Annotated in this window: 18 protein-coding genes; 4 read left to right on the top strand and 14 right to left on the bottom strand. The window is 47.4% G+C overall.

Features of this window, described 5'->3' with window-relative positions:
- The first annotated feature begins 28 nt into the window (after nt 1–28).
- Together QL234_RS22420 and QL234_RS22415 are read left to right on the top strand one after the other, a co-directional pair.
- Nucleotides 29–2,926, top strand: coding sequence for an insulinase family protein (locus QL234_RS22420; RefSeq protein WP_281560000.1), 2,898 nt, complete (start codon nt 29–31; stop codon nt 2,924–2,926).
- A 248-nt stretch (nt 2,927–3,174) separates the two neighbouring features.
- Nucleotides 3,175–3,693: a type VI secretion system tube protein Hcp gene (locus tag QL234_RS22415; protein WP_281559999.1), complete on the top strand. Its 519-nt coding sequence runs from the start codon at nt 3,175–3,177 to the stop codon at nt 3,691–3,693.
- A gap of 80 nt (nt 3,694–3,773) precedes the next feature.
- Here the strand turns inward: QL234_RS22415 and QL234_RS22410 are convergent, their stop codons facing one another.
- The 3 genes from QL234_RS22410 to QL234_RS22400 all read right to left on the bottom strand — a co-directional run bounded on the left by QL234_RS22410 (nt 3,774) and on the right by QL234_RS22400 (nt 5,748).
- Complete coding sequence (locus QL234_RS22410; RefSeq protein WP_281559998.1) at nt 3,774–4,505, bottom strand: transporter substrate-binding domain-containing protein; 732 nt, start codon at nt 4,503–4,505, stop codon at nt 3,774–3,776.
- A gap of 179 nt (nt 4,506–4,684) precedes the next feature.
- The gene (locus QL234_RS22405; protein ID WP_281559997.1) at nt 4,685–4,879 is read right to left on the bottom strand and encodes a YwbE family protein; all 195 of its coding nucleotides are present in this window, start codon (nt 4,877–4,879) and stop codon (nt 4,685–4,687) included.
- Between the two features lie 122 nt (nt 4,880–5,001).
- A complete protein-coding gene (locus tag QL234_RS22400; RefSeq protein ID WP_281559996.1) occupies nt 5,002–5,748 on the bottom strand; it encodes a transporter substrate-binding domain-containing protein in 747 nt (248 codons plus the stop codon).
- 425 nt (nt 5,749–6,173) lie between these two features.
- Here QL234_RS22400 and QL234_RS22395 point away from each other — a divergent pair, with 425 nt between their 5' ends.
- Both QL234_RS22395 and prfH read left to right on the top strand, forming a co-directional pair.
- The gene (locus QL234_RS22395; protein WP_281559995.1) at nt 6,174–7,322 is read left to right on the top strand and encodes an RNA ligase RtcB family protein; all 1,149 of its coding nucleotides are present in this window, start codon (nt 6,174–6,176) and stop codon (nt 7,320–7,322) included.
- Nucleotides 7,322–7,939, top strand: coding sequence for a peptide chain release factor H (prfH, locus tag QL234_RS22390; protein WP_281559994.1), 618 nt, complete (start codon nt 7,322–7,324; stop codon nt 7,937–7,939). Before QL234_RS22395 ends, prfH begins: the two co-directional genes overlap by 1 nt.
- A gap of 146 nt (nt 7,940–8,085) precedes the next feature.
- Here the strand turns inward: prfH and QL234_RS22385 are convergent, their stop codons facing one another.
- The 11 genes from QL234_RS22385 to QL234_RS22335 form a co-directional block, all read right to left on the bottom strand.
- Nucleotides 8,086–8,307 carry a hypothetical protein gene (locus QL234_RS22385; protein WP_281559993.1) on the bottom strand — a complete coding sequence of 74 codons (222 nt, stop codon included), beginning with the start codon at nt 8,305–8,307 and terminating at the stop codon, nt 8,086–8,088.
- A gap of 205 nt (nt 8,308–8,512) precedes the next feature.
- A complete protein-coding gene (locus QL234_RS22380; RefSeq protein WP_281559992.1) occupies nt 8,513–10,351 on the bottom strand; it encodes a hypothetical protein in 1,839 nt (612 codons plus the stop codon).
- A gap of 234 nt (nt 10,352–10,585) precedes the next feature.
- Nucleotides 10,586–10,972, bottom strand: a complete 387-nt coding sequence (locus QL234_RS22375; protein ID WP_281559991.1) for a DoxX-like family protein — start codon at nt 10,970–10,972, stop codon at nt 10,586–10,588.
- A 22-nt stretch (nt 10,973–10,994) separates the two neighbouring features.
- Nucleotides 10,995–11,471, bottom strand: coding sequence for a DUF2269 domain-containing protein (locus tag QL234_RS22370; RefSeq protein WP_281560135.1), 477 nt, complete (start codon nt 11,469–11,471; stop codon nt 10,995–10,997).
- A 1-nt stretch (nt 11,472) separates the two neighbouring features.
- Nucleotides 11,473–12,615 carry a saccharopine dehydrogenase NADP-binding domain-containing protein gene (locus tag QL234_RS22365; protein ID WP_281559990.1) on the bottom strand — a complete coding sequence of 381 codons (1,143 nt, stop codon included), beginning with the start codon at nt 12,613–12,615 and terminating at the stop codon, nt 11,473–11,475.
- Nucleotides 12,615–15,629, bottom strand: a complete 3,015-nt coding sequence (locus tag QL234_RS22360) for a DUF3857 domain-containing protein (RefSeq protein ID WP_281559989.1) — start codon at nt 15,627–15,629, stop codon at nt 12,615–12,617. The genes QL234_RS22365 and QL234_RS22360 overlap by 1 nt, the downstream gene beginning before the upstream one ends.
- A gap of 7 nt (nt 15,630–15,636) precedes the next feature.
- Nucleotides 15,637–16,845: an MFS transporter gene (locus QL234_RS22355; RefSeq protein ID WP_281559988.1), complete on the bottom strand. Its 1,209-nt coding sequence runs from the start codon at nt 16,843–16,845 to the stop codon at nt 15,637–15,639.
- A 287-nt stretch (nt 16,846–17,132) separates the two neighbouring features.
- Complete coding sequence (locus QL234_RS22350) at nt 17,133–17,834, bottom strand: penicillin-insensitive murein endopeptidase (RefSeq protein WP_281559987.1); 702 nt, start codon at nt 17,832–17,834, stop codon at nt 17,133–17,135.
- 13 nt (nt 17,835–17,847) lie between these two features.
- The gene (locus QL234_RS22345) at nt 17,848–20,547 is read right to left on the bottom strand and encodes an ATP-binding protein (protein ID WP_281559986.1); all 2,700 of its coding nucleotides are present in this window, start codon (nt 20,545–20,547) and stop codon (nt 17,848–17,850) included.
- Nucleotides 20,548–20,585: 38 nt separating this feature from the next.
- Nucleotides 20,586–22,532: a S41 family peptidase gene (locus QL234_RS22340; RefSeq protein WP_281559985.1), complete on the bottom strand. Its 1,947-nt coding sequence runs from the start codon at nt 22,530–22,532 to the stop codon at nt 20,586–20,588.
- A 255-nt stretch (nt 22,533–22,787) separates the two neighbouring features.
- Nucleotides 22,788–26,918, bottom strand: a complete 4,131-nt coding sequence (locus QL234_RS22335; RefSeq protein ID WP_281559984.1) for a hypothetical protein — start codon at nt 26,916–26,918, stop codon at nt 22,788–22,790.
- Nucleotides 26,919–26,960 lie beyond the last annotated feature (42 nt).

The following is a 26,960-nucleotide window of genomic DNA, read 5'->3' as shown; positions in this document are numbered from 1 at the left end:
TACAAATTTACAAGGAATAATAATAACGATGAAACATTTCAAACCTGCTATGCTGGCCCTGGCATTAACCGCTGCACTGGCGGGTTGTCAGCACCAGGGTGCCAATCAGGCAAGTACCGGGAGTCAACCGGGCACCAACAGTCAGCAGATAATTAAAAGCCCTGCAGATCAAAGAGATTACCGCTATTTAACCCTGGAGAACGGCTTAAAAGTATTGCTGATTTCAGATCCGAGAGCGGATAAATCGGCGGCCGCCATGGATGTTTCCGTCGGCGCCTATCACGCCCCCAAAGACCGTGCCGGCCTGCTGCACTTTTTAGAGCATATGTTATTTTTAGGCACGGAAAAATACCCGGATGCCGGGGAGTATAACGAATTTCTCAAGAAAAATGGCGGCGCTTCAAACGCTTATACTTCAACAGAAGATACCAACTACTTTTTTGATGTCAGCAATGACGCCTTTGACCAGGCCTTAGACCGTTTTGCCCAGTTTTTTATCGCCCCCACCATGGATCCCGAGTTTGTCGAGCGGGAGAAAAATGCCGTGGACTCGGAATATTCCCTGAAATTAAAGCAAGATGACCGCAGAAGCCGCGAAGCCGGCCGCCAGGCCTTAAACCCGGCTCACCCGCGCAGCATGTTCAGTGTCGGCAACTTAGACACTTTGGCGGATCGCGGCGATGATAAGGTATACGACGATCTGATGGAGGTTTACCGCCGCCATTATTCGGCAAACCGCATGGCGCTGGTGGTCTTATCCAACCAGCCTTTACCGCAGATAGAAAAATCGGTCACCGAAAAATTCAGCGCCGTTAAAAATAACGGCCTGGCCGCCCCGAAACTGCCGACAAACTTTTTAAGCCGGGAGCAGCTTGCCACCCGGGTATTGATAGAACCGCTTCGGGAAATGCGCACCCTGAAATTAACCTTCCCAATCACAGATACCCAGCAATATACCAATGAAAAGCCCACCCGGCTGATCAGCCACTTGTTGGGTCATGAAGGCGAAAACTCCCTTTACCAACGCTTAAATCAGCAAGGCCTGGTAGAGTCTTTGAGCACCTATGTTGAAAACGACGATGCCGTTGACGCCTTCCACATTTCGCTAAACCTGACGGAAAAAGGTCTAACCCGGATAGATGACATCACCGCGGAGATCTTCGCCTATATCGACCTGATCAAAAAACAGGGGGTCAAGGAAGCATATTACCGGGAAATCAAAAATATTGCCGCACTGGACTTTACCTTCCAGGAAAAAGTCAGCCCGATGCGCACCGTCTACCGCTTATCCCCGGTATTGCAAAAAACACCGGCTAAGCACTTGTTAGATATACATTATACCTACAGCGGCTTAAACGAAGCCTTAACCCGGCAATATCTGTCCGAGCTTAACCCGCATAATATGCAGCAAACCCTGGTGGCGCCGGGGGTGAGCACAGATAAAAACGAACCTTTATATGATGTAAACTATTCGGTCAGTAAACTGCCGCAAGCCAAGCTGAACCAATGGCACAATACCCAGGCCTATGCGGATATGAAACTACCGCCGCTAAACCCCTTTATCGCCGAAGATATCCAGCTAAAAGAGCAGCACAGCAACAGCCGCCCCGCACTGCTGGTGGATAAGCAAGGCATCAAACTTTGGCACTACCAGGACACCAGCTTTGACATGCCCAAAGCCAGCGTCTTTATGCGTATCGAATCGCCGCTTGCCGCCAACAGTACTGAAAACCGGGCCATGCTGACACTGGCCAGCAAGCTTATCGAAGACAAGTTAAATGCCTATGGCTTTAATGCCAAAACCGCCGGACTGGATTACCGCCTGTTCGCCTCGGATAAGGGGTTAGGATATAGCGTCAACGGTTACCACGACAAACAGGCAGAGCTGATCAAAACCATTAACGACACCATCACCCGGTTTGACATCAGCGAAGAAAAGTTTGCCCTGGTCAAAGATACCTTGCTCAGGAAATGGAAAAATTCCGCCCTTGACCGCCCGATTCGCCAGGTAGCAGGTAAAATGAAACGGGCCTTTGGTGAAGATCCCTTCTCCAGCAAGGTCAAAGGTGAGGCACTGGCTGCTGTCACCCTGGAGCAGTTAACCCGGTATATGCAGGCGATGCTGTCTCAGGTCAGCTTAAAGGTCATGACCCACGGCAACACAGATAAAACCGAAGCCATCGCCTTAGGCCAGAGCTTTGCCGACAGCTTCCTAAGCTCGGCCAAAACCGGACCGGAGCACCAGTTGAACCTGCGTCAGCTGGCCCCGGGTGAAGAAGCCGTTATTGAAATGGACATCAAACACCAGGACTCGGCCATCGCCATCGCCTATCCGGCGCAAACCTCGCTGACGGGATTAAAGCAAACCCGTATGCTGGGACAGGTACTGACCGCCGCGTTTTTCAATGATATCCGCACCCGGCAGCAACTCGGTTATGTTGCGCATGCCGGCGGCGGTGAAATTGAAAATATGCCGACGCTGAATTTCTACGTCCAGTCGTCCAAGGTAGGCCCGAAAGAACTGCAAAAACGCATCGACCAGTTTATCCTGGAGCAGTTTGCCGTGGTCAAGGCCATGAGCGAAGCAGAGTTTGCCGAGCATAAAACCGGACTTATCACCAACATCAAACGCCAGGATAAAAACCTGCTTGAGCGCACCCGCAGGTTATGGGCCGAGTTAGCTGACGGTTTTGACCGCTTCGACAAAAGAGAGCAGTTAGCCGCGGCCATCACAGCCATGAGCAAGCAGGAGCTGGTAGAGAGCTATGAAAGCCTGCTGATGGCGCCGATGAAAAAGCGCCTGATCAGCCGTAACTTTGGCAAGGCTCACAGGGATCAGGACTTTCAAAACGCCAGCAAGGACGACTCTGTCTGTCGCAAAGAAACCTGCTGGACCCGGGTCGACTCGGATAAAACCAGCGGCTAATCCACACTAGTGCAATAATCCCCTGATGCTGCGGCATCAGGGCCATCCCCTTAGACCCCTCCTTGTACTGCGTTAGCGTCTATACTAAAAAAGTTAGCCTTCACGGGTGCTCTGCCGTTATTGTCCGGCCCTCTAAAACAGATGCCATGAATACAAAGGAGCTGTTTTCTTGAAGCATTACTTTAAGAGACAGCTAGTTAATTCCCGCACTCACCTGATATTTTAATTCAAACCAGTGAGGTGTGATCATGTCTATTCAAAAACTCATTACTGCCTTTGTGATCAGCTTATGCCTGATAACCAATGCCAACGGTGCCGCTTTTATGAAACTTGGTGATATCAAAGGCGAAGCAACCGACAATGAACACAAGGACTGGATTATCATTGAATCCATGAGTTCGCCGCTGTTCAGGACACAGGCAAGTACCGACTCTGCGGGGCAATGCCGGCTTGCGCTTGCTGGCAGAAGCGATACCACCTTAGGGGATGTGGTCATTGTCAGGGAGCTGGATAAGTCTTCGGCCAGGCTGCAACAAGCCTCCTGCGATGGTACCAGCAGCCATTTCGAGGAAGCGATAATCGATGTGGTCGCATCAAAACGGCGGGGACGCGAACCCTATCTCAGGTATAAGCTCACCAATGTGATAGTCACCAGTTACAGTGTTGCCCCCGGCAGCAACAACGCGGGAGACACAGTGCCAATGGAAAGCTTCAGCCTGAATTTCGAGGCGGTAGAGTTTGAATATGTCCCGCAAAGACGAAAATAGCCACCGGGCACAGTTCAGCCAGGCACAAGTGATAGCGACGAAACGGCATAGCTCAAGGGGAGTGCACTAGCCCTCCCCTTTTATGGCAACGGGCCCTGTATGCCGGTTTGTTTGGCAATTTGCCGGTTTAGCCGGGGTAAAAAATCCGGCGAGGATGCTAAAAAAGCTTTACTGATATAAATGCCAAAAGGTTTAGCAACGGCAACCTTTTGCCGATAACGGGTATTTTCCAGTCCATGCTTTTTCGCCGCTGTTAAAAAGACCCTTTCGGCAACAAAAATCGCATCAAGCCATTGTTGTTCAAAAGTCAGCTTAAGCAGATTATCAATACCATCCACCTGATATTGATAATTATGCTTTTTCAACCAATAGCTGGTATTGGTGTGGGCTATAGTGCCGATGGCAAATCCCGTGGAAAAATCAGCTGCAGGCGCCGTTATTTCCTGGTGATCTGCCCGGTAAAACCAGCTCCAATTATTGAGCATTACCGGCTGGCTAAAGCGGGCCACCTTATTGCGCTGTGCGTTTTCCGACGCCAGAAAAAATCCCACCGCCCGCCCCTGCTTGACTTCTTCAAGCGCCCGGCCGTAATTTGGCACCAGGGTCAGTTGATAATCCAGCCCTAAAGCCTCTAGCACAGGCACCACTTTATCGACGGCAATACCGCGGACTATGCCCTGGTCAAGGTAAGCAAAAGGAGGAAAATGCGGCAGAACAAAAACCAAGGGGGCGGCAGCAAGCTTAGCGCCCAAAAACACCAAACTAAAAGCTATAAGCCGGACAAAGCCCCTGACCACCATATAAAATCTCAACAACTTTCACGCGTCTGTTTGGCGGATAAATGAGAAAGAATAGGCTTATGGTAGCATGATTAAAGCAAACGGGAACAGCGCTTATAATGCAAATACCGTTAGCCGGCGCCAAGGTCAGGGGTTGACAAGACCGGGGAAAACGGCAGCAGTACCCCGACAGATCCGCCGCCATAAAAAACTTAATCCTCGATGTTTTTCACCCGGCCAACATCACCGCTTTCCAGCCGAACTTTAATGCCATGGGGGTGATTCGGGGATTTGGTTAAAATATCTTTTACCACCCCCTGGGTCAGTTTGCCGCTGCGCTGATCTTGCTTTAAAACGATTGAGACCCTGGCACCGATTTTTATTTCGCTCCTGTTGTTGCCGGACATAATTTTCCTTACTCACAGCTAAAAATATAATACACCATAGTACCACTTCTGCCTGCCCCGGGAAAAATGAATATACCCGGCCTGAACTCCCTCCATATTGCACAGCGCTGCCTTGGCCGTCATCAAAACCCGAATGCCTGCTCAATCTTCTCCAGACTGCCGTCTGTCCGCATTTGCCGTATCGCCCGGTCAAATGCTTCGGCAATTGCTTCGATACCGGCTTTACTCCTGCTCCAGCACATATAAAGCCCGCCATCGACATAATCCTTACCGACAATTTTCAGGTCGAACTCTTCCCCGGGAAAGTTTTTGAAAAAGTGATATTTTGCCACCTGGTAATTTTCCAGGATCAAATCGATACGCTTTAACTCCAGCAAGCCATAGAGCTGGCCAATATGACTGACTTCACTTTTCCCGACCTCGCGGCGGCCAAACAGGCCATTTAAAGTTTCACTGACGGGGTAGCCACGGACAAAACCGACAACTTTTCCCCTGAGCGCTTCCGGGATCAGCTCTGTGTCCGGACTCGCTTTTTTAGCCAGAAAATGTCCGTCGCCACTGCCCATAACCTCTTGTGATACCAAGTAATCTTTTCTGACCTGCTTATTGGCCCAACAGCCAAGTACCCCATGGTATTTACCTTCTTTCACATCATGCATCGCCCTGGCCCAGGGCATAAAATGTATCGTCACTTCATGGCCACTGCGCTTTAACGCCTGGCGGGTAATTTCGCTGACCCCCCCTTGTTTTGGCAGATCTGCGCCATAAAAAGGTGACCATTCCGCCGTGGCCATGGTAATGGTCTCAGCCCTGAGCAACGCCCCGGTAAGAAAGTACATCAAAAAAGCATAAATGACAGACCGAGTCATAGGTTGCCCTGTAAAGCCCTTATATATGGCTGTGCTGCACATCCGGTGACTCCAGTATAGTAATCCTTTTCACCATAGAACAGGGAGGCCAACAAACATCCGCAAGATACTTTTTCACGATTATTTTCATTAACCATTTGCTTAATCAAGATAAAGCCATTATCATGCGCCCGTTCTTGCCTAGTGCAAAAAACACTCACCTTATTCACCCGATTAGCTGTAGAGGAGAAAAAATCATGACAATTACATTATTATCCTTTGCAGGTCTTAACCGCTAAGAAACTTATACCCGGCTTGCTTTAGCAAAAGCTGTGAGCCAAATCATCACCATCAGTTTCTCCGGCGCTTTCACTGTCTCTTTTTAGAGCTGACGACCTGCTTTTTCATTACTTTTTTCAACATAAAAACAATGAAGGAATTGGTCTATGGGCACAAACGTCCAAACAATTACTCAGCAGGTATCTTTGATCGCATCCGAAACAACCTGGATCGAAGGTGCGGCAATACAACAACTTAAAAAAACAGCCGAACTAAGCAGCATGGTGCGCGTTGCCGGTATGCCGGATTTACATCCCGGCCGGGGTTATCCGATAGGAGCAGCCTTCTACACCCGGGATAAAATCTATCCGGCGCTGGTGGGCAATGATATCGGCTGCGGTATGTCCCTTTGGCAAAGCTCGCTAAAAGCCAGCAAAATCAACCTGGATAAATTCGCGAAAAAATTTGACCGGGTAGAAACGCCGTTGGATGAGAGCTGGAGTGAAGTGATCAACAGGCGCAAAGGTGAGAAAGGCATCACCAACAAAGCGTTTGATTTGTCACTGGGCACGATCGGCGGCGGCAACCACTTTGCCGAATTTCAGGCGATAGACCAGGTTTATGATGCCGAAGCACTTGCAACCTTAGGGCTGGACAAAAAACAGCTGCAACTGTTGGTGCATTCCGGCTCCAGGGGCCTGGGCCAGTCGATTTTAGTGGCGCATATCCGGCAGTTTAATCACCAGGGTTTGCTAAGTGGCAGCGAAGCTTGTCAGCACTATATGCAGCAACATGACGAGGCGGTGCGCTGGGCCGAACTCAACCGGGAATTAATCGCCCGGCGCTTTCTCGAAGCAGCCAGGAGCGAGGGGAAAATGGTGTTAGATGTTAACCATAACCTGGTCACAGCTAAAGCCCTGGATAATCAGGCAGGTTACCTGCATCGCAAAGGGGCAACCCCCAGCGATATGGGTTATGTGATCATTCCCGGCTCACGCGGCGATTACACTTACCTGGTGAAACCCCTACCTTCGGATAAAAGCCTATACTCCCTGGCCCATGGCGCGGGACGAAAATGGAAACGGGGCGACTGCCAGGGGCGGTTAAGCCATAAATATAAAAAGGATGATTTGGTGAAAACCGCTTTAGGCAGCCGGGTCATTTGTGGCAATAAAGAGCTGCTTTATGATGAGGCCCCCCAGGCCTATAAAAAATGTGAATCTGTGGTTGCCGATATGGCGGATGCCGGTTTGCTGGAAGTCGTCGCCAGGTTGCGCCCGGTATTAACCTTTAAAACCCACGGAGACTGTAGCTGATGATCTTACTGCAACTATCCGCGGGCCAGGGACCGCAAGAGTGCTGCACCGCCGTAGCTTTGGCCCTCAAGGCGCTGGAGAAAGAGTGCCGGCAATACCAGCTCAAGCTGTCAGTGCTGGCACAAGAAGCCAATAAGGAAACAAGCGGCTTTAAATCCGTGTTGCTGCAGCTTAGCGGTCAGCAGGCAAAACAAATCGCAACTCACTGGCAGGGGGTGATGCTCTGGGTTTGTCAAAGCCCCTATCGGGTTAAACACAAGCGCAAAAACTGGTTTTTCAGCGGGCAAATGTTTGAGGTCAATACAACCAGCCTGGATCAGCAAATAAGCTTTAAAACCTGCCGGGCATCGGGAGCCGGCGGCCAGCATGTCAACACCACTGACTCTGCGGTACAGGCAACCCATAGCGCCAGCGGCATTTCGGTGCGGGTGCAAAGCGAGCGCAGCCAGCATGCCAATAAACGCCTGGCTATCGCCCTGATCGGGCAAAAACTGGCGTCACAAAAACAGCAGCAAATGTCGCAGCAGGAGCAGGCACGCTGGCAACAGCATCAGGACTTGCAAAGGGGTAACCCGGTAAAAACCTTTAAAGGCGAGAAATTCGTCCCGGTAAAGTAAAAGTTATCCATCACCATCATAAAGACAGCTACAGGACTTAACAGGAGCACATCATGTAATGCCATCGCCGCGCAGTAAACATCAGCCCTTCCTGCTCTACCAGCAGCGGAGGCCGGCTTACTGCGCCTGTTACTTTTCATACCTTGCTAGTCGCAATCACTGGCGATAATACGCGCCAGTATTGCCCGTACTTGTTCATCCTTAACATCTGCTATCGCCTGGGATGCCGCCTCGGCAGTATGGTAATTGGCACTTTGCCCCTGCATGACCAGGGCTGTCATCAAAAAATTGTCCAGATGGGGGCTGACCAGCTGCTCGACCTTGCCCCAGTCATAGTCCGGGCAAATATCATGGTTAAGATTCACCACTTCGGCTTGATCCTCCCTTATGCTGCATGCACTTAAAGTTAAACTTAAAATAACTATCATCAGGAAAGAGCTCATCACCGCCTCTCTATGGTCAAACAAAGCCAATATATCACAAGCCCGGCTATAATCTGCGGATATAAAAAAGCCCTTATCATAAAGGGCTTTTACCTGATAAACACAAAAACGGGGCTTGCTTGCCTTAAGACTAAAAGATCTCAGAGATCTGCAGATTAATATCCATTATCACCGGCGGATTAATGTCCTCAAACTCAAAGGATAATACCATATTGGTGCAGCTGCGATTGGTCACCATGGTTTTAGTGATCACATACTTATCCCCTGAATCTGTAGCATAAAAATCACCGCAACTGGCGGTTAAGTTCATGACCTTGCCATCGGAGCGGCCGTTGATATCAAAAATCAGCTCCTGCCCGGTATCACCAAGCACAGGCAGTGTCACTTGATAACCGCTCAGGGCATTAACCACACCACATTGTTCATTGACGATCCTTTGCCGATAAATAGGGACAAAATCCGCTTTGCTTAACTGATAACGGACACCATTGATATACACAGGTGTCTGGCTGGCCTGTAGCTGTGCCTGCTGCAACTTTATCTGGCTATCCTGTGAAGACATAAAGGCATCGCAGCGATAACCCAGCTGCATTTTAGGCAGGGTCGGCACATAAAAATTATAATATGCCCCCCAGGTTTCAGAGCCTATACCAAACAGAAAGTTACGTGCACTTCCCCCACGACCGTGGTTGAAATAAGGGAACCCCTGCACCGCAAAAGTAAAATGCCAGTTGGTTTCGGCACTATTTGAAAACTGCAGGGCATTGCCAAAGCGGCCTTCGTCTCTTGGAATATCCCAGCTAATAATCGTTTGCTTGTTAACATAGTCGACATCAAAAACAAGATAATCAGAGAAAGTTTTGTCCTGGTTATCCAATGTCTTATAGCTTTGTTTGAGCGCTCCGTTATAACTGCCTTCCTGCAGGTAAATCCCTGTTTGCTCGTCAATCCCGGAAGGCATTTGCCCGGGAGCTAAATCTGAGGCATAAATCCTGGTAACTTCATGGGGAACAATCATTTGCCCCTTAAAAGGAATATGTACATCGGCAACATAACCGGGAGGCGAATCTGCGGCATAATCACAATCGGCATCCGCGCTGGTTAAACACACCTTGATCACATCATCGCCATTGCTGTCAACCGGCGCCAGACTGTTATATTGATGAGTGAGATTGTAACTGCTGATAGAAGTAGTATTTTGCTCAAACAGCTTTTCCGGCTCTTTTCTTTGTTTTTTGTTGCCGCCAATATCTGCATATTGCTGTTCGATATGCTGCCAGGAAAAAGGATATTGACTGAGTTTTAGCGCCGAAGTTACGGTGCCGTCGCCAGCCTGAACAGCCGCCCATGAACTGGCATAAACCATATCCAGCTGCGGATACTGAGACTTTAATTGTGCCAGCGAAACCTTCGCGATCAAGGCATTGTTTTCGCTTGGGTCAAACTGCAAACGGCTCTCAACCGGAGCAAGCAGTTTGCCATTTTCATCGGTGAGCATTAAATCGAAATAAATTTGCTCGCCTTTACCTGCAACCGGGTTTATCGCCTTCACCACCAGATAAGCCTGATTGTCTGCCTTATCAACAGCGACATTCATAGGCCAAATAGTATGGTTTGGACCCGCAATATCCAACTGCGGTGTTTGAGCTTGTTGCCCGAAAAAGCCCGCTTCAAGGGGGTGTTGAGCACTTTGCTCATCCAAAGCCTTGTGCAACCAGGGATATTGTTCAGCGCCAATATTGCCCCGGGATAAACGGGATTTCACCAAATTAAAATGCGTCGGCTTGGTTAAGTCCAATAACCTTACCCCCGCAGCATTTCGCGGTACATTGCGCTCGGTTATCACGCCACTTTGTGCTTTTACCTCTACCGGAGCAACCACGGTGCCTGCCTGCCCAGCCTGACTAAAAACGCATGCTAACGCCATAGTGGCCGACAAGCCGGCTTTTTGCATCAACTTATTTTTCATCACTTACTTCCTTGAATCTTTGAGTTATTTATCCTGTTTCAGATAAGCCTTAAGCGACAGCATAAGCTTTTTTGGTAATGGTAATGAAAATCCAAACCCTAAACCCGGCGTGCTAAAGCTGAAACAGAAAGAGTTAACATCCTGTAAACATTTTGAAAAATAAATACTCACATTAATGTTTTTAGAGTGCAAGTTTTGCCCGGACTCAAAGGAAAGAAGTACTTGAAAATGATTTTATGGCTTATTTTCGCCGTTCATCACCATAAGGATCAGCACCATTACCGGCAGGTTTTTCGTCAGCGGACCAAAAGGGTGCAACCAGAAACTGGCATCGATAACACTTAGTAATATCGAATAAACCAGGATCACCGCCAATTGCACCAGACAGCACAGATAAGACTTAATACCGGTTAACAGCCACAGGCCAATAACAATATCAAGCAAGGCACCGGCATACACCGCGATATCCGCACCAAGCCCGGTAATGCCCCCTTGCGCCAATACCTGATAGCCGGTTTGCGGCGAGAAAAACAAAGAGGTTAACCCGGTGAATATCCACAAGAGAGCCAGCGAAACTTTTGCCGCCAGCATTAACCGCTCCTGGCTGATTGCCTTGATCATCTCTGCACTTCCTCTAACAAAATTAAACCAGCGACAGCGGCTTGAACACCATAAGATAAAAAATCACCAAGATGGCGGCAAAAGCAGGTACGCCGAGCAAAGTCCAAACCTTCATCAGGCTTTTAAATTTCGGCGATAGCTTATTCTCCCCTGCCGCCTGCCTGGCCAGGGCCCTAAGCCGGTACTGGATGCGCAAGACCGGCAACCAGCACAACCCGATAACCATAAACAGGGTAATCACCGTATAAAACCAGGGAGAGGAAAAAGAATACCCTTGCCTGCTCATCAGTAAAATACCGCTGACAAGCTGGATAAGCACCGCCGGCAAGGTAAACAACCAGTCGGCCAGCACCACATGCTGCGTGGTAACCGATATCGCCTGCACATTATTGCTGCGATTGGCCATAAACATAAAAAAGGCTATGCCCGCACCGGTCCCCGTCACCACCACGGCCGCCAGAATATGAATGAGTTTCAACAATAAATAGCTGTCTAACATACTAACCAAAAGCTTCTTCCTTTTGATAGATACCGAGTTTATCAAAATACGGGGTAAAGTCGCTCAGGGAAAATAAACCGGTACAAGGGGTTGCACCGAACACAGGGTCTGCTGCGGTTTGTTCCAGCAATAATTTTCGCGCCAGAATAATAGCAGCAAGAGTCGGAATATAAGGGCCTATGCCGCCGGGAGCATATAAGGACCATTTAATGGTTTTACGCTGCTTTTGCCTATCTAAACCACTGATCAACACCTGCATCACGCCGTTATCGCTGCCAAATGGCATAAAGACATTGCTCGCTTTAACGATGGGCTTAGACAACGGCGACCAGTTCTTTACCCAGCCTTTTTTAGCCAGATACGCCATAGCGACCATAGACAAATGCAAAAAAGGCAACTCCAGTCCGGCCTGAAAACGGACACTGTCTGTTACCCGGTAACGTGATGGAAATAACTCCAAATCCGGCACATCAACATTTGCGAGCCAGCGTTTACCGATAATATCGCCAAAGTCTTTTTTTCTCGGCTCCATCCAGCCAAAGGCATCTTGCCACTGCCCGTTTTTATACACAGAAAAGGCATGCCCGGTATACGATAAAATCCCCTTAACCGTGGCTTCGCCCCGCTCGGCTTTATTGCCGGGGGCAATGGCGATATCTATGTTATTAATCACAGAAAACTGCTGGCAGTAATGGTCAATCACCGCAGAAGATAAACCGGGCACCGAACTGGCGCCACTTACCAGCAAGACTTGCTGCTCTTTAGCCAAAGCATCAAGCCCGGTGATATCACAGACAAAACGCCGGTCATCCGCCAGGTCGATATAATGGGCACCGACCCAGGCACACATTTGCGGTACCCTGTGGTCCTGCCCCTGAAACGGACCGCCGGTATGGATAACCATATCAGGGGCCACTGACTTTAACCTGGACTCCATATCATCAGCTGTAATGTCAATAACACAGGGCTTAAGTTTCCCCCTGGCAACAGGTGTTAACTCATCTACCAAAGACTGCGCTTTCACCAGGCTCCTGCCGGCCACTAATATCGTGATATGCTCAATATCTGTCAGGTTTTCAACGATCCTTTTACCGAAATTGCCGTAGCCACCCAATACCAGTACGACATTCGATATTTCAGCCATTAGCTCTGACGTTTCCATAGGGCTTTTAATTCATCGACAAACAAACGATCTCCTTTCTCCTCCGCCGCCACAAATAGCATAAAATTGGAATCATCCAGCCGGGTAATGGTGATTATGGTATTGGATAACTCATCTTTGGCATATTTCACTTCAATATCCTTGATTTGATCAAAGGTAACAATCTCCTTTTGCAATTTATCACTCTCGTCCAGCCAATAAGAAAAAACCCGCTGATCGGTAAAACCATTACCGTCATCACGGATACTGAATAAAGCGTCGCTATAAAAATAGTTAATTTTTTCATTCATGGGCAGTATTTTTTGACGATACAAAAAGTTCATGTCCCGGCTCATAATGCCGTCTTCGGTCACTACAGACGAGCTGGGTGTTAAATGGCTTTCTTCCGCCAATGTGATCACCCATAAAGGCAAAAATAATGCAATGCTGACAATACTCCTGAAGTGCCATTTCGAGTTGTATTCATAACCCTCGCGATCTTCGCTATTCACCTTATTGATATAAAGAACAAAAGGAGTAAACAATAAAGGCAACATAAAATACAAAATGCTGACAGCAATATGCTCCAAATTACTCAGCAGCAAAGAGATAACAAAGTAGGTTATGGCTATGAGAGCGGCTAAAAACGACGGCAGTACCTTATTTTCTTTGAACCTTGACTCACTATCTTGTTTAAGCGCGTTAAATAACGGGTAAAACCAAAAAGCAGAAAACAATCCCCTGGCTATCGGCATCATAGCTTCATTATCTTTTCGCTGAATAAATTTCCAGTTTCGATACATCCAGTAACTGCTGTAAATACCGAACGTCATCATAGATAACAACAAAAACTTGGTTAATGAAATCGGGTAAAAGTGACTCGTAGCAAACATAGGGCGTTTTCCAGACTCTAAACGCCAGCTGATCAGAATAAAAACAATACCGCCAAGATATACCAAAGTAATAATCGAGAACCAAGACAGTTCATTCTCTTCATCAGCACTTGTTTCATCTGCTTGCTCATCTTTGGCATATTTTACTATACCGTAATAAGCACGTTGCCTGAGCTCTTTCCGGGCCGCCATATAGTTTTCAACTTGTTCCGGCGGGATATGATCCGTTTTCGCACTGAACTCAAAATTTACGGTCAGGGTATTATCTTTAAAATCAACAGAGCGCTTAAAAAAGAAAAAGGCATTATCTTCAACCAGCTCTTCATTGGTAAAATCCCAGCCATCTTCCTCAAATGCCAAAACCAGCTGATGATTAATATTATTAGGGTAAACAAAACTTAATGGCGCATTTCTTTTAAGCTGCTCCGGTTTAAAAACCTCATTACGGATATCTTGCGGATAAAAGTTCACTTCCAGGCCTTTTTTCCCTTTGTTCCAAAAATCTTCTATGCTGTATTGTTCATCAATGCTGAGTATACCGGTGGTTTTATCTGTTTGTATTTCCACTTCAGATAATGCCGTCAACTTGGGATAAAAACCCTGATAGTAATTTTCATAATCCTGGGAAAGTTTCTTTTTACCGTCCCGCTCGATTTGGCTATATTTTTGCTGCGCCATGTCGCCAAGGTAATCGGTAGCTACGGTATATTTCACGGCTTTGTTGCTATCTTCGGGAATAATATATTTTTCCCGGATATGGCTATAAGAGTTGTGTTTCTCCTGCTTCATTGAAGTAAGTGCTTTCTGCCCCTCTTCTAAAATAAGCGCATAGCCATAATCCGGCTGATACAGGCTATTTAAAGGCCCTTCCTGATAACGGAGTGTTGGATCCAGCCACAATCGCAGCCCTTCAAATACTAAGGTAACAATCACATGATTAAAGCGGTTTTCCGCCGGCGGTTTTTCGGCTAATAACTTAGTTTCTTCGGTATCCACCAACGCCGGATGTGCCGCAATATCCAGGGCACGTAAAATAGCGATAAACAACACGGCTTTGTCTTTACAGTCACCATACCTGAGCGCCAGGGTTTCATGGGCCGGTGTAGGTAAATGTGAATTAAGCCCCATTTCCAACCCTACGTACCTAATTTTCCCCTGGGTATACTTTAATGCCGCCGCTATTTGCTCAGCTTTATTTTCGCTTTGCTGCTTTATCTCATCAGCCAGTGCTTTAATCGTCGGGTGTATTCCCTTTGATGCATAAAGTGGCAGCGCCCAATCAACTACATCTTCCCAAGAGCGACTTTCACTAAAATAGATAACCCCATAAGGATCATACCAGCCAGGTGCTTCACTTGATGAGTCAAGGGTCTGCTCATTATGCATATGCACTTGGTATTCGGTAAATTCACCAAGTTTTCTCTGCTGAACCTCAGGGTTAATATTGCGGGTGTTAATATAGAGCGGCTGAGCTTTCCCCCATAGTATTCTCAAATATTGATCATGAACAGGCACAGACCAGTTCAATGTTCTAGCACCCGAAAATCTGTTTTGATAAACCGGGTTAGAGCCGTAACGGGTAAAGCTGTAATCCAGGGTATCCCCTTCACGCAGATCATCAAGGAGTATATTCAAGGTCATCGAGCCATTATAGATTTGCTGTTCCAGCTCCTGCTCGCGGTTAAAGATGGAGATTTTTGCACTGGGCAACCTGTCCAGGCGTTTACCGTCTCGTAAAATAAATAACGAATTAACCACCAATTTCTGATAGCTGGGATCATAACTCAGGTTAATTTGTGAATTGCTTTCAACCCCCTTTTGATTAACAACCGTTTCCACATACCTGTTATAGCGGGCTTGCTGGCCGTTGCCCAAGACCTGAATTTGATTATCAAGCAAACGGTAATAAATGCCATTGGTGATCTCATCAACCGGAATAGTCGCCAGCGCCTCAAAAGAGCGAATCTTAACCCAGCCGGGTACCGGCGCGATATGAATATCTTCAATATCATTAGCATGACTGCTTTTAACTCCGGGCAATAAGAGAAAAAAAGCCACTAAACTCAAAAAGTAACAAAGGAGTTTACGCCAGTTATTCAAAAATTTTTCTTTTTGTTTAAACATATTCTACCTATTCGTTTACAGCTGCAGCAGAGGATGTGGTTATTTGCTTTTCCCGCGACATGGCCAAAGCGTTTCGTATATAAGCCAACAAAGGAATAAACAAAAGTAACGCGCCTATTGACAGCGACAGCCAGACAAAAAGCTGAAGATCAAGCCGGGTTTGGCTGAGTTGACCGCTAAAGTAATTGGCCATCGAATTCGCAAAATAAAAAATCGCAAAACTGCTACTGATAAAAGCGAGATAACCATAGCGGGCGATCAGAGACAGGAAAATAGCAGAGAACAAGACTTCGGCAACAGCATGTATCACCATTACAACAAGCAAGACCTCTTCTATGGCCAAAGGTAACTCACTTTTCTGTGTAAACACCAGCCAGCCTAAAGCAAACAAGAAAAAACTACAGGCAACCTTATACCAGGAGCTGATGCGAACATATCTCCAGAGGAAAATAGTCACTACACAGGTAAACACCACAGTCACCGGGTTAACAAGAGCGTTTATGCTCTTCATTTGTGACGCATAGTGCCCATAAAACTCGGAACTGCCCAATTCAAATAAGGCCCAGAAGATTGTCGCCAACACTGACCCCAAGAAAACAACACCAAGGCCGGCCAGTAACGAGCCTTTATTCTCACTGAATATATTAGCCCGCATAGTCGTTGGAGCAAATAGCAACCTTTGGCTTACCATTACCGCAATGGCCATCAAGACAATAACAGCACACAGTAAAAAGGCCCAGCGCCAGCCAAACGTTTCCGCCATATACCCGATCATTACGCCGCTCATGGCTGCCCCCAAATTAAGCCCCAGGTATTGCCCGGTAAAGGCACTATCAAAACGTTCCGGTGTTTTCCTGAATTGATGGGTGATCATCACGGGTATATTAGGTTTAAATAAACCGCAACCGACAATAATAAAACCTATGGCAAGGTTCAGGTATGCTTCATTGGTGAAATAAAAACCCGCATATCCCAATATCAACAACAGGCCACCAAGCAAGGTTGTTTTATAGGCACCAAGAACAAAATCAGCACAGAAGCCACCCAAGAAAATTGACAGATAAATATAAGCAGTGAAAGTGCCGTAAAAAGCCAGGGTATCTTGTGTTGACCAGCCAAATCCCCCCGTACTCTGATCAATAAGAAATAACACGATTATCGCGCGGAAACCATAATAGGCCATTCTTTCCAAGGTGTTTGCAGCTAAGATTGGCATTAATGCGGATCTTGATGTTTCGGTGGGAGTGTTCACTGAGCTTCCATAAGGTAAGTTAATTCAAGAACCGCGCATACTACAACATCTGGCAGAATAATTCTTGAGTTCTTAACGAATGTACGCACTCATCACAGATAACCGCTTTTACGCTGAAAAATAATTCCCGGTCATCAACTAGCGGGCAGTATCTAGTTGCCTAAAAGTGCTGCTTTGCGCGCTAAACGCGGTCAATTTAAAAGTTTACCGTATATTGACAGGGTTAACCCAAACGAGAAAGATCGAAGTTTTCACTTAATAACCCCATTATTCTTAGTTTCGCTATGAACACAAGGGATGGCGAAATCAACATGATAGTGCTCGTCATGCCTGACCCAGGAAGCTTTCCTGGAGAACTGCACATGCTTTTTAAGATAATCGCCATAACGGGTATTAAAAAGATTCGGCTGTAATTTAGGATCAAATATTACCCGCCATAAATCCACGCCCTGAGCTTTGGCGGCTTTATGCAGGGCGACAATATGGGCGGCCAGGGCAAGGTAATCAATCGTTAACGCTTCATATTTACCGTTAGCATCAAACTCAATATCGTAGCCAAACTTATTAAAAGGATGGGTAGGTAAATGGACAGATTTACCATCAGCCTCAATAACCGGTGTCATAAAGTCCACAGATAAGCCATTTTGATGAGTTTTATGGGGTTTAAAGCGGCCACCTTGTGCCCAACCGGTTTCCGCATACTTATAAACTTTGCCCGCCTGTTCTGTTTCCAACTGCCGGTAAGCCTGGATAATAATATCCTTTACCTGTGAATGAACATAAGTACGTCCGATAAGACTGGCAATTGTGCTATAACCGACAAAGTTGTCCCCTTCCCCCGGTAGTTTAACGGCATTTTCTATGCGGCCATTTGAGGTGGTGCCATAGCAAACACTCGTTTGTGCTTTAGCCGACAATGACAGAACAGCAAGCAGGCATAAAAAAATTTTCAAAAAAACGTCCTTTTTAAGACTTACTAATGCCAAATTTTTTAGTGACAGTTTCAATACATAATGCTTTATCCAGCACCCATAAGCCATAACTTAACGGCAGCACTTCAATGCCGGCACGTTTAAATAACTTATAACTGGTTAACTCAAAATAATCGGCCCAGGGACCGGGGTAACCAATAAGATCAAGGGCCAGATATTGTCCCTGGTAACGGCATAAAACATCAACTTCCGTTCCCGCCAGGCTGTAACCCGGCCAAGTCTGAATGTCATGGTCATTTAATTCCCGGATCACACTTTGCTGGAATTTATCTATTCTACTGGAAAGTGAATGCCTGGCTTCAAAATCAGTCATGTTATGCAAATAACGTCTTAACAAGTTACTTTCGGGAAGCTGGTTTTCATCCATAGACAGAAACAATACTTGCCGCTGCCGGGCCCGGGTAATAGTGACGTTAAAGACATCAGCCTTATTAAGGTAAACCGCTGCCCGTTTCGAGTCATTATCAAGCGAGAACGAAATCAGCATTATATCCCTTTCTTCTCCCTGAAAACCAAAAGGCGTAGCCGATCTGAGCTTATGTCTGTCTATTTCCGACTCGCTAAATTGTCCTACTATCTCTTTGGCAATATATTCTGCCTGATGTCTGAAAGGCGATACCACACCTACGCTGTGTGCCATACCGGCAACGGCATCTTCGGCGATTTGACGACGAATAGCAGCAATGACCTTTTCAGCTTCAAGATGATTAACCCCGGATTTATCCCGCCTGCCCTGCGTCCGTTCAAGCTCCAGGTGGCCGCTGCTGGTGCAGGGCCTGTGCTGCATGATCTTTAATTTATTCTGGTAAAAGCTGATATTACTAAAATGGATCAGCTCAGGTTTACTGCGAAAATGCTCGTCAAGAAAAGCCAGCTGCTTGTTACTTTCCAGTGTCGCTAAGGTGAGATCTAAAATTGAATTTTCCCGGTAACTGACCACCCCGGGAGCGCTATGATTAAGCTGATGACTTTTCAATAAGGCTGCTTCTTTGTTTTTCGCCAGAAAAGAGTAATGCCTTAATTGTTTACTATCGCCTACCACCATGGCTCTTTTGCTGCGGTATAAGGCCGGCAGAGAGCTGGTGATATTGCATTGAGTTGCTTCATCTATAATCACCAGGTCGAACATTTGCGCCTTTAACGGCAGTACCCGGTAAAGACTGTTTAAACTCACCAGCCATACCGGAAAAGCGGACAGCAGTGCTGCATATTCAATTTCATCAAAAAGCTCGAACTGCCGCTTTGAAGTTCGGCTTCTGATCGCCTTATTAAAAGCCTGCAGTGACTTACGTTGTGTTTCAATCAAAAGCTTCAGGTTATTCTTTTTCAGGGAAGTTAAATAGCTACTCGCCAGAGACTCCCTGTTAACATGTTCACGATTGATTTCATTTAAGGCATGCCACTGTTTTGCCAACTGGCGTATTCCCCCGTTTGCCAGTCCCAGATACAGGCGCTTGAGCCAAAGCCGGTTGCCTTGCTCCAAAGCATGCAACCTTTGACCCCGGACGATAGCTTTTTGACAAAATTTAACAAAACGCTTTTCCAAGCCCGCTAGCCGGTTATTCAGCCGCTTTAACTGCGCTTCATCTTGCTTAGGGTCGACAGCTTGTTCAACATCAAAATATCCAGCGAGCAAATCGGCAATATAGTTTTTAAGCTGTTTGAGGAAGGCTTTTTGTCCGGCGCGGATCGACACATCACCTAAGGCAAAGTTGTTATCAAGTTTATCGGCAATCACATCCAGAGCGGCGTCATTGTTGGCCACTATCAGTACCGATTCCCCCCTGGCCATATGCTCTGCCGCTATCGCCGCTATGGTATAGCTTTTCCCTGTACCTGGCGGGCCTGAGGTACAACCCAAACTGGCATTGGCGGCAATGTCAATCACCTGTTTTTGTGGTATCGACAACAACCCCGGCAAATAATCATATTTCAGGTTTTTATTAACAAGCTGGATGTCAGCTCCCTTGCCAGCCGAAGCAAATAAAGCAGATAAGGGCGGAGAAACCTGCTCTGATGCGATTATCTCATCCATTTCATGCAATACGCCACGGCTACCGCTAGCACGCTCAACAAAAACCAGCATTGAAGCAGGCAATAAACTCGGCGTTTTCCGTCTTAATGCTTTTTTGATCTCGTCAGCGTGACTTAATAGAGGAAATTCCAACAGCTCCAGTAAATTCAACGCTAACGGACTGGCTTTTAACCATGATGTCCACAAGGACGGGGATTGCAGCTCAGCTTCGCTATCAAGATCCGGCCTACCGTTCGTTTCCGGCATCAACAGCTGGGTTAAGGATTCATTGACCTCCGGCACATCATTATTCACCGAGAAATAATAATTACCGTTTTCCTGTTCAATTTCGGCTTCATTAAATAACAAAGGGGAGACTACAGGCATTAACTGGCCTTTAACCTCCAGCTTGCCCACGAGCATAAAGCTGGCATAAAGTAACACACGCTCCCGCCGGTAGAGCTCAACCCGCTTTTGCATTTGAGCGGCAAATTCTTCAGGGACTGGCAGCCTGGGCAGGAACCCCGAGCCGAGATCATCTTGTCCACTCAGTAGCAGGCAATCTTCTTTTTTCAGCTTAGACAGATTCCAAAGATTTAGATCGGCACTGTCTTCTTTGTAGCAGTCCCGGTAATAGGAAAGTTCGTTCGTTAGCTTCATTTAAACTCCCTTTCCTCTTTTAATATCCCAGGATTACGCTATTGCAAATTTTTAGCATATGCAGCCGTTACTTTTAACGCCATGTCAAATAAGGCTTGCGCATCAAGTTTTTTATGAGTTGCCAGCTCGGGCATATCATCTTTTATATCTTCAATTTTCGCTTTCGGACGATAAACCTGATGCAATGACTGATAGTTACTGCCGGCAATTGCATCCCAAGGCAGTGCAAAGTCCTTGTCCTGCTCCCTGTCATATTCAACAGCAATGCCTTTTAGAGGGATATCCGGAACAACCCCTGTATGTTGTGTGCTATCCCCGTTTATCCGATAAAATTTCGCAATGGTGAACTTCAAACTCCCCATAGGTTGATCATATGAATCATAGACTCTACCGATAGATCTGTGCTGTTGAACCGTTCCATAACCGTGTGTCTGCTCCCCCAGTATGATCCCCCGGCCATAATCCTGAATAGCAGCCGCGAATATTTCACTGGCACCGGCGCTATAACCGTTTACTAATACAGTCAAAGGCCCAAGATAACGAACACTGCCTTTTTTAATTTCTTTCAGGGAAATCTTATTACTGCCATCTCGAACCTGGACAACAGGTCCTTTGTTAATAAATAATCCCGCCAGCTTGGCCGGCTCATATAAAGAGCCGCCGCCGTTATTACGCAGATCAATGATTAACCCTGAGATATCTTGCGCGGTGATTTTTTTTAGCTCTGTTAGCACATCTTCAGTTAAGTCATTATAAAATAATGGTATTTTGATAACGCCAATTTTAGATTGGCTATTTGCAGCAGTTTGAATACCCGATTGAACCTTTAACAGCTCATAGGCAGTTTGCTGTTCGGCAATAGTGATATCGAGAACCCTGATACCGGCTCCTTCAGGCCTGAAGACTTTTAACGTAATCCCCTTACCGGCTTTACTTTGAAGTAATTGTGAAACGTCTTTCACCGTTAAGGGTAAAAAATCAATGTAGTTTTGCTGCTCATCTATCATGCCAACCAAGGCATCCCCACCATTTAACTGGTTTTTTACACCGGGTGTTTGCGGGACAAGATGCCTGACAACCACATTGCCATTATCATCCTTGAGTACCTGATCCCAGAAATATCTGCCGTATACATCTTCGGAGTCCTCCTGTAATTTATCGAGTGTCTCATCGTCAACACCAGGATAATAGGCGGCATTAGGATCTATGCCACGGGCGTAAGCATTCATTAATAATGTATACTTTTCATTTACCGTTAATTGCAGATAATCTTGTTGAAGCGCCGAATATCTCTGCGTTAATACCTCAATCGCTTGCGCTTTCTCCAGCCCGGATAACAACAAGTTATTGATATCGCTGCGGACACGTTTCTTCCAATGCGCATCCAGCACTTCACGGCTCGCTAACCGCTCAGATAAATTTACTCTTTTATAAGTATCAGCGGCCGGTTCCGGCAGGGCTGTGGTACTTAGCGCAGAAATTTCCTGCTTTAACCGGGTATCAACTTCATTAAACAATACCTCGATTAGCTGATGCGCCCCAGATAAATCCCGGGACTGGATCATGTCATCAAAACTGTGCTTATAGGAAGATAAACCATCAATAAACTGCCGGCTAAAATGTTCCCTGGCAGGATCAACAGCATCAAGGAGTTTTTCAAAAACCCGTTCGGAATAGCTATCATCAAAAGCGACTGCCTGATAAAGCATTCGATCGAATAAAGTATAAATACGGCCGATAGAAGTATAATAGTACCCGCTATTAAAAGGACTTTCAGGCAACTCATTCAACTGTAACCTTGGCACCTTTTTATTTACTTGCTTAACGACATGGGTTGGCTTATTTTTCGGCTCACTGTTAACTCTTTCACTAACAGCTGTACTTTTGCAACTCATTAACTGACTACCCAGCACCGTCAGAAAGACAAGATTAACAACTTTATTCAATTTCACTTTTAAATTTCCACTACTTATTAAAAACAGCAAAATAAGCTAACGGCATCCCTTTTAACAATGCTTATTTTAACAACAATATCACCCGTTTCTTTATACTCTTGAAAACTGGCGCTGCCATATTACCGGCGGAGGATCATCATTGATATAGCCAACAGGTTTTGAGCAAAACGCATATTAACAAATTTATCTACCGGAGATGAATAATAATGCCCCAAGATCTAAAAGGAAAAACAAGATAGCAAGCGGGCTCTTTAAGCCCGGTTGCTATTAGAAATAAAGTCTTCTTTATTTCTTTGTCTCTATCAGCTCTTTGCTGATTTTACTGCGCCAATACCCCTGGCTGCCCAGCATTTTCCAGGCCCATTTCACCCAGCCGACGATGGCGAAACTCAACCAGATCACCCAGCCGAGCATAATGCCCTTGTAGAACAAGGTGGAAATACTCATCACCGACACTTCAGGCAATACCCCGTTACTTTTATCGGCAAACCAGGATAAATAATTGCCGTAAGAGTAGTTGCCGCTAATGCCCATATCCGGTGTGCCCAATAAACTCATAGGCACAACCGCCACCAGGGAGAGCAGCGCTATTACAGACAAGCCATATAACCCCAACTGTGAGACATTAAAAAATAACCGCCCCATAGCCTTAGGCCGGTAGGTACTTGCCGTCAGGGAAGCAAACCAGAAAGCAATAAGCATCAGCACGCCCCAGTTATTCAAACTTAAACCAAAACCCAGCACTAACCAGCTGATGGTGGTTAACGGGGAAAACTTCACCCGGGAGAGCAATAGCGCCAGCAGCAAAAACACCACCAGCTCCCCCCAATAAAGCACCGCAGGCCCGAGCAACGGACCTTTTGCCCACAATACCCAACGCTCCGAGGTTAGGTTCATCTTGGTTGAGATATTGCTCACCGGGGCATTGAGGTTAATGGCGGGCGAGGACATCATGAAAGTTTCTTCACTTGCCGAGCGCATCCGTATATTCACCCTGTGCTTACCGGGGAAAACCGGCAGGGTGAGCTTGCCCCCTTCTCCCTGCAGATTCATGATTTTGCCGTCGCTGCTGATTTCTTTTAGCTGGTAATTTTCCGGCAACGTTAACACATGCTCGCCGCCGCGGGTGCTGCGGTAATCAAAGGTCAAATTCAGTGTTGCAGTGCGGCTGCCCTGGTCGATATTGTACTCTACCCTGTCAATGGCCAGCACATCACCGGCGACCGCCTCCGGGCGTGTCGTGCTCAGGCTTAAGGTTTCACCGGCATAAGGGTAGAAGGCATAGCGAAAATAATCGTCATTATCCTGATCCTGTAAAATCACCGGTAAGCCGGAAAACTCCGTATGCCATGACGGGCTGGCCATCACCAGCCACTGCTCTATCACCCGGTTATTGCTGCGGGCATTAAAGCTGATGTTTTCCTGCTGCTGTAAAATAGAATGCCAGCCAAAGTCCTGCTGTCCGGAGGCTATGCTCACCTGTACCCGGCTTTCACCGCTTTGATTATCAAGCACAATATCATCGCTGCTGATATGTTCTCCCGGCAGGGTCGGCACCCAAACGGTAATTGACCCCTGGCTCGGGGCAATACGCTCAACACGGGTACTGACACGCCAGACCTTATCCAGGGAGATTTCCCGGATAACATTCACCAGCGGCTGCTTGCTGTAACGCGACGAAGTTTGCTCCGCTCCTGATGCTACCGGCGCCCTGGCAAGAAACTCCAGAGTATTGGCGCTTAAGCGGCTGCCCTGAGTACCGACAATTTCCCAGTCGGATGAAGGTAACAATTCAACCCTTTGTGCCTTCTCTTTAAACTCCAGCTGGAATACTTCTACCGGCGCCAGCTGGCCGCTCAAACGGATATTGGTGATCCCCTGCTGCACCGGCAGATAAATCCAGCCCTGGCGTTTAATCAAGGCCGTAACCGTTTTGCCGTTCACCTTAGCGGTTTGCGGTCGCCAAAACTCCGAACGCGGCAAAGCCAATGCCGTGTTAGCACCGGCATCAACTGTCAGTTGCAGTGTCAGCGCCTTAGCTTGCGCATCTACCTGCAAGCGGCTGATCACGGCACAATGGGGGGCGCATAACGGTGCTTCACTGAGGCGGGCTTTTAGCTGAGCCAGCAATGCCTGATCAGGAAACGCCTGTGCTGCCAGCTCGGGTGAATAGCCGGGGGTCAACATAAAAAAGGCCAGCAAAGCGGCGGCGGCTTTTGGCTGCAAACTCCCGGGTTTGATACGGACAACATCTTTTAGCACCAGGTATAACCACAGCAAACTCAGCACGACGCCAAAAACTTTCAGCAAGCGGTACTGGTTTTTCGATAACACTATCAGGTCAAAAACCTGCTCTTTCGCCACCGGACTGTTCCAGTTGATCTGATGGCGACGCCATTGCCAGTTGGGGATGCCGGATCCCGCCTGCATCAGGGCATCCGATTGGTATCTTTCCATCAATAAATCCGCTGATTTGACCTTACCGGCGGTGACCGACATTCTCTCCACATCAGCCATATCCAGCATTTCCGCTTGCATCGGCTCCTGCGGGCGTCGCATTGCTTTATATTTTCTTCCGTCATCCGCTTGTTTTTGCTCCGCCAGCTCGTGTTCGAGTACCAAGCTTTGCTCTACCTTCATTATTCTGCCGGCAGTATTGCCCGGATCCAGCTGGGGGTGCAGCACAATACGCAACTGAACGGCACAGAAAAATAACAAGGTGCCGGCAATAAGCGCCACGCTCAAAGCCCAATAGGTTTTCACCAGGGATTGCAGGCGCTCAAACGGCTGATATTTTTTTATCGCCAGCGCCAGCAATAAATTGATAATGGCGATCACCGGCGCATGAGCCTCCTGGTAGATGGCCAGCAGCATCAAGGCGGTGGTAATACCGGCGCTGATGTTAACCAGCCGGGCAGCAAGAATCGCCGACAGCAGCAAGATAAAACTCGCCCAGATAGACCAGTTGCTCCACCAGCTCGATGACACATAATCGGCGCCAAAAACCGCAAACAGCAGGTTTGACGGCGGCAGGTTCAAGGTTAAATCAACCTGCTCAAAATCACTGTCCCAGCCGGTCACGGCCAACTGCCCCTTGGCTTGGGTGCTGCCCCGCCCCTGAATGTCTACCCGGGGATAACGGTTCTCTACCCCCCGCTCTCCTGCCTGGCGGGTGGTGATCAATACCGGGCCGTCCTGATCTTCCGCCGATTCCAGCAGAAAAGGACCCGGCATGCTCAAACGCCAGTCGGTGATCATGTAACCTGTGATCTGATCGCTAAAGTTATAACTGGCATTGTCAAAAGCCAGCCATAACTGACGGGTTAAATTCAACCGGTTTTCTAAATGCAGCGGTTTACCCCGGTGCTGAACTTCGTAACTGAGGACATCGCCGTTTTGCATCAGGTAACCGGGTAACTCATACCAGGACTGCGGCATAATGCCCTGGCGGGTATCGACCATTTGCGCTCCGGTGAGTTTGCCCAGCCGCAAGTTCTCCTGCCCCTGAAACACCCAAATTTCACCTTTTGGCCAGTAATAGCTGTGCCCCGGGCTTAATTCAAAATTTTGCTCCGGCTTTTGCCAGGTTAACAACTCAGGCCGGGCATAACCGTCAACCAAAATCTCCCAGCTGCCGGGCTGTAATTTGGCATGCAGTATTCCCTGGGCATCCAAGAAAGCGGCGGCTTTGCTGCGAATGCCGGTAAGTTCGAAGCCTTCCGGCAGTACTTTACCTAATTTCACCTCGCGCATTTTGCCGGAAACCTGGATACTGATATAAGTTTCCAGCTTGATATAGGCACCGTCGGTGATGCGGCGCGCCACGCTAATATCCAAACTGTCTTGTTTTTCCTGGCGGATATCCAGCTGCCTCAGCCATAGTTCATTATTTTCCAACCGGGGAAAAGCCACATCCTGAGCATTTACCGTTAACGCTACCTGGGCATATAACCCGGGAACGGCCAGACTTTCCGGCAGCTGCTGCCAGTTAAACTGTCCTTTGATCAAATAATTCCCCGGCTCCAGCTCAATCGCCGGCCTGCCTTTATGTTTAATCACAGGGAGCTTTTTATCGTTTACCGTCACCTTTAACGGCCAGTTTTCATCATCGCCGGGTAAAGGCACCAGGCTTTTGCTCAGTACCTGCCAGCTCTGCTCGAAACCGGCTTCTTGCTCACCGGCATCCAGGGTTAAGGCGCCCGGCCAGGCGCAAACATGGTTGTCTAAACCGGTAAAATCGGAGCGGTTAATAAAGGGACATGTTAAGGCTTCACTGCCTTTTAATACCCAGGGCCCCCAGGGAGATAAAGACTCGGGAATGGTGTCATTGGCCGACAGTGAAGATATGCCGGTAAGCAACATAAAACATAAGAAAAACAATGAAGAAATAGCGCGAAAGTTAAAAGCTCTGTTCACTTGGCTGCCCCTGTTATTTTTTTCCTAAGCTTAACCTAGTTC

Origin of the sequence: Thalassomonas sp. RHCl1 (assembly GCF_947387555.1) — a bacterium.
GTDB lineage: Bacteria > Pseudomonadota > Gammaproteobacteria > Enterobacterales > Alteromonadaceae > Thalassomonas.
The sequence above is the reverse complement of the archived record's forward strand: the minus strand, read 5'-3'. Positions and strand labels throughout refer to the sequence as shown.

Excerpts from the sequence above, each read along its gene's own strand:
- QL234_RS22420 (WP_281560000.1), top strand. The coding sequence starts at position 29 with ATGAAACATTTCAAACCTGCTATGCTGGCCCTGGCATTAACCGCTGCA.
- QL234_RS22415 (WP_281559999.1), top strand. The coding sequence starts at position 3,175 with ATGTCTATTCAAAAACTCATTACTGCCTTTGTGATCAGCTTATGCCTG.
- QL234_RS22405 (WP_281559997.1), bottom strand. The coding sequence starts at position 4,879 with ATGTCCGGCAACAACAGGAGCGAAATAAAAATCGGTGCCAGGGTCTCA.
- QL234_RS22400 (WP_281559996.1), bottom strand. The coding sequence starts at position 5,748 with ATGACTCGGTCTGTCATTTATGCTTTTTTGATGTACTTTCTTACCGGG.
- QL234_RS22395 (WP_281559995.1), top strand. The coding sequence starts at position 6,174 with ATGGGCACAAACGTCCAAACAATTACTCAGCAGGTATCTTTGATCGCA.
- prfH (WP_281559994.1), top strand. The coding sequence starts at position 7,322 with ATGATCTTACTGCAACTATCCGCGGGCCAGGGACCGCAAGAGTGCTGC.
- QL234_RS22380 (WP_281559992.1), bottom strand. The coding sequence starts at position 10,351 with ATGAAAAATAAGTTGATGCAAAAAGCCGGCTTGTCGGCCACTATGGCG.
- QL234_RS22375 (WP_281559991.1), bottom strand. The coding sequence starts at position 10,972 with ATGATCAAGGCAATCAGCCAGGAGCGGTTAATGCTGGCGGCAAAAGTT.
- QL234_RS22370 (WP_281560135.1), bottom strand. The coding sequence starts at position 11,471 with ATGTTAGACAGCTATTTATTGTTGAAACTCATTCATATTCTGGCGGCC.
- QL234_RS22365 (WP_281559990.1), bottom strand. The coding sequence starts at position 12,615 with ATGGCTGAAATATCGAATGTCGTACTGGTATTGGGTGGCTACGGCAAT.
- QL234_RS22360 (WP_281559989.1), bottom strand. The coding sequence starts at position 15,629 with ATGTTTAAACAAAAAGAAAAATTTTTGAATAACTGGCGTAAACTCCTT.
- QL234_RS22355 (WP_281559988.1), bottom strand. The coding sequence starts at position 16,845 with ATGCCAATCTTAGCTGCAAACACCTTGGAAAGAATGGCCTATTATGGT.
- QL234_RS22345 (WP_281559986.1), bottom strand. The coding sequence starts at position 20,547 with ATGAAGCTAACGAACGAACTTTCCTATTACCGGGACTGCTACAAAGAA.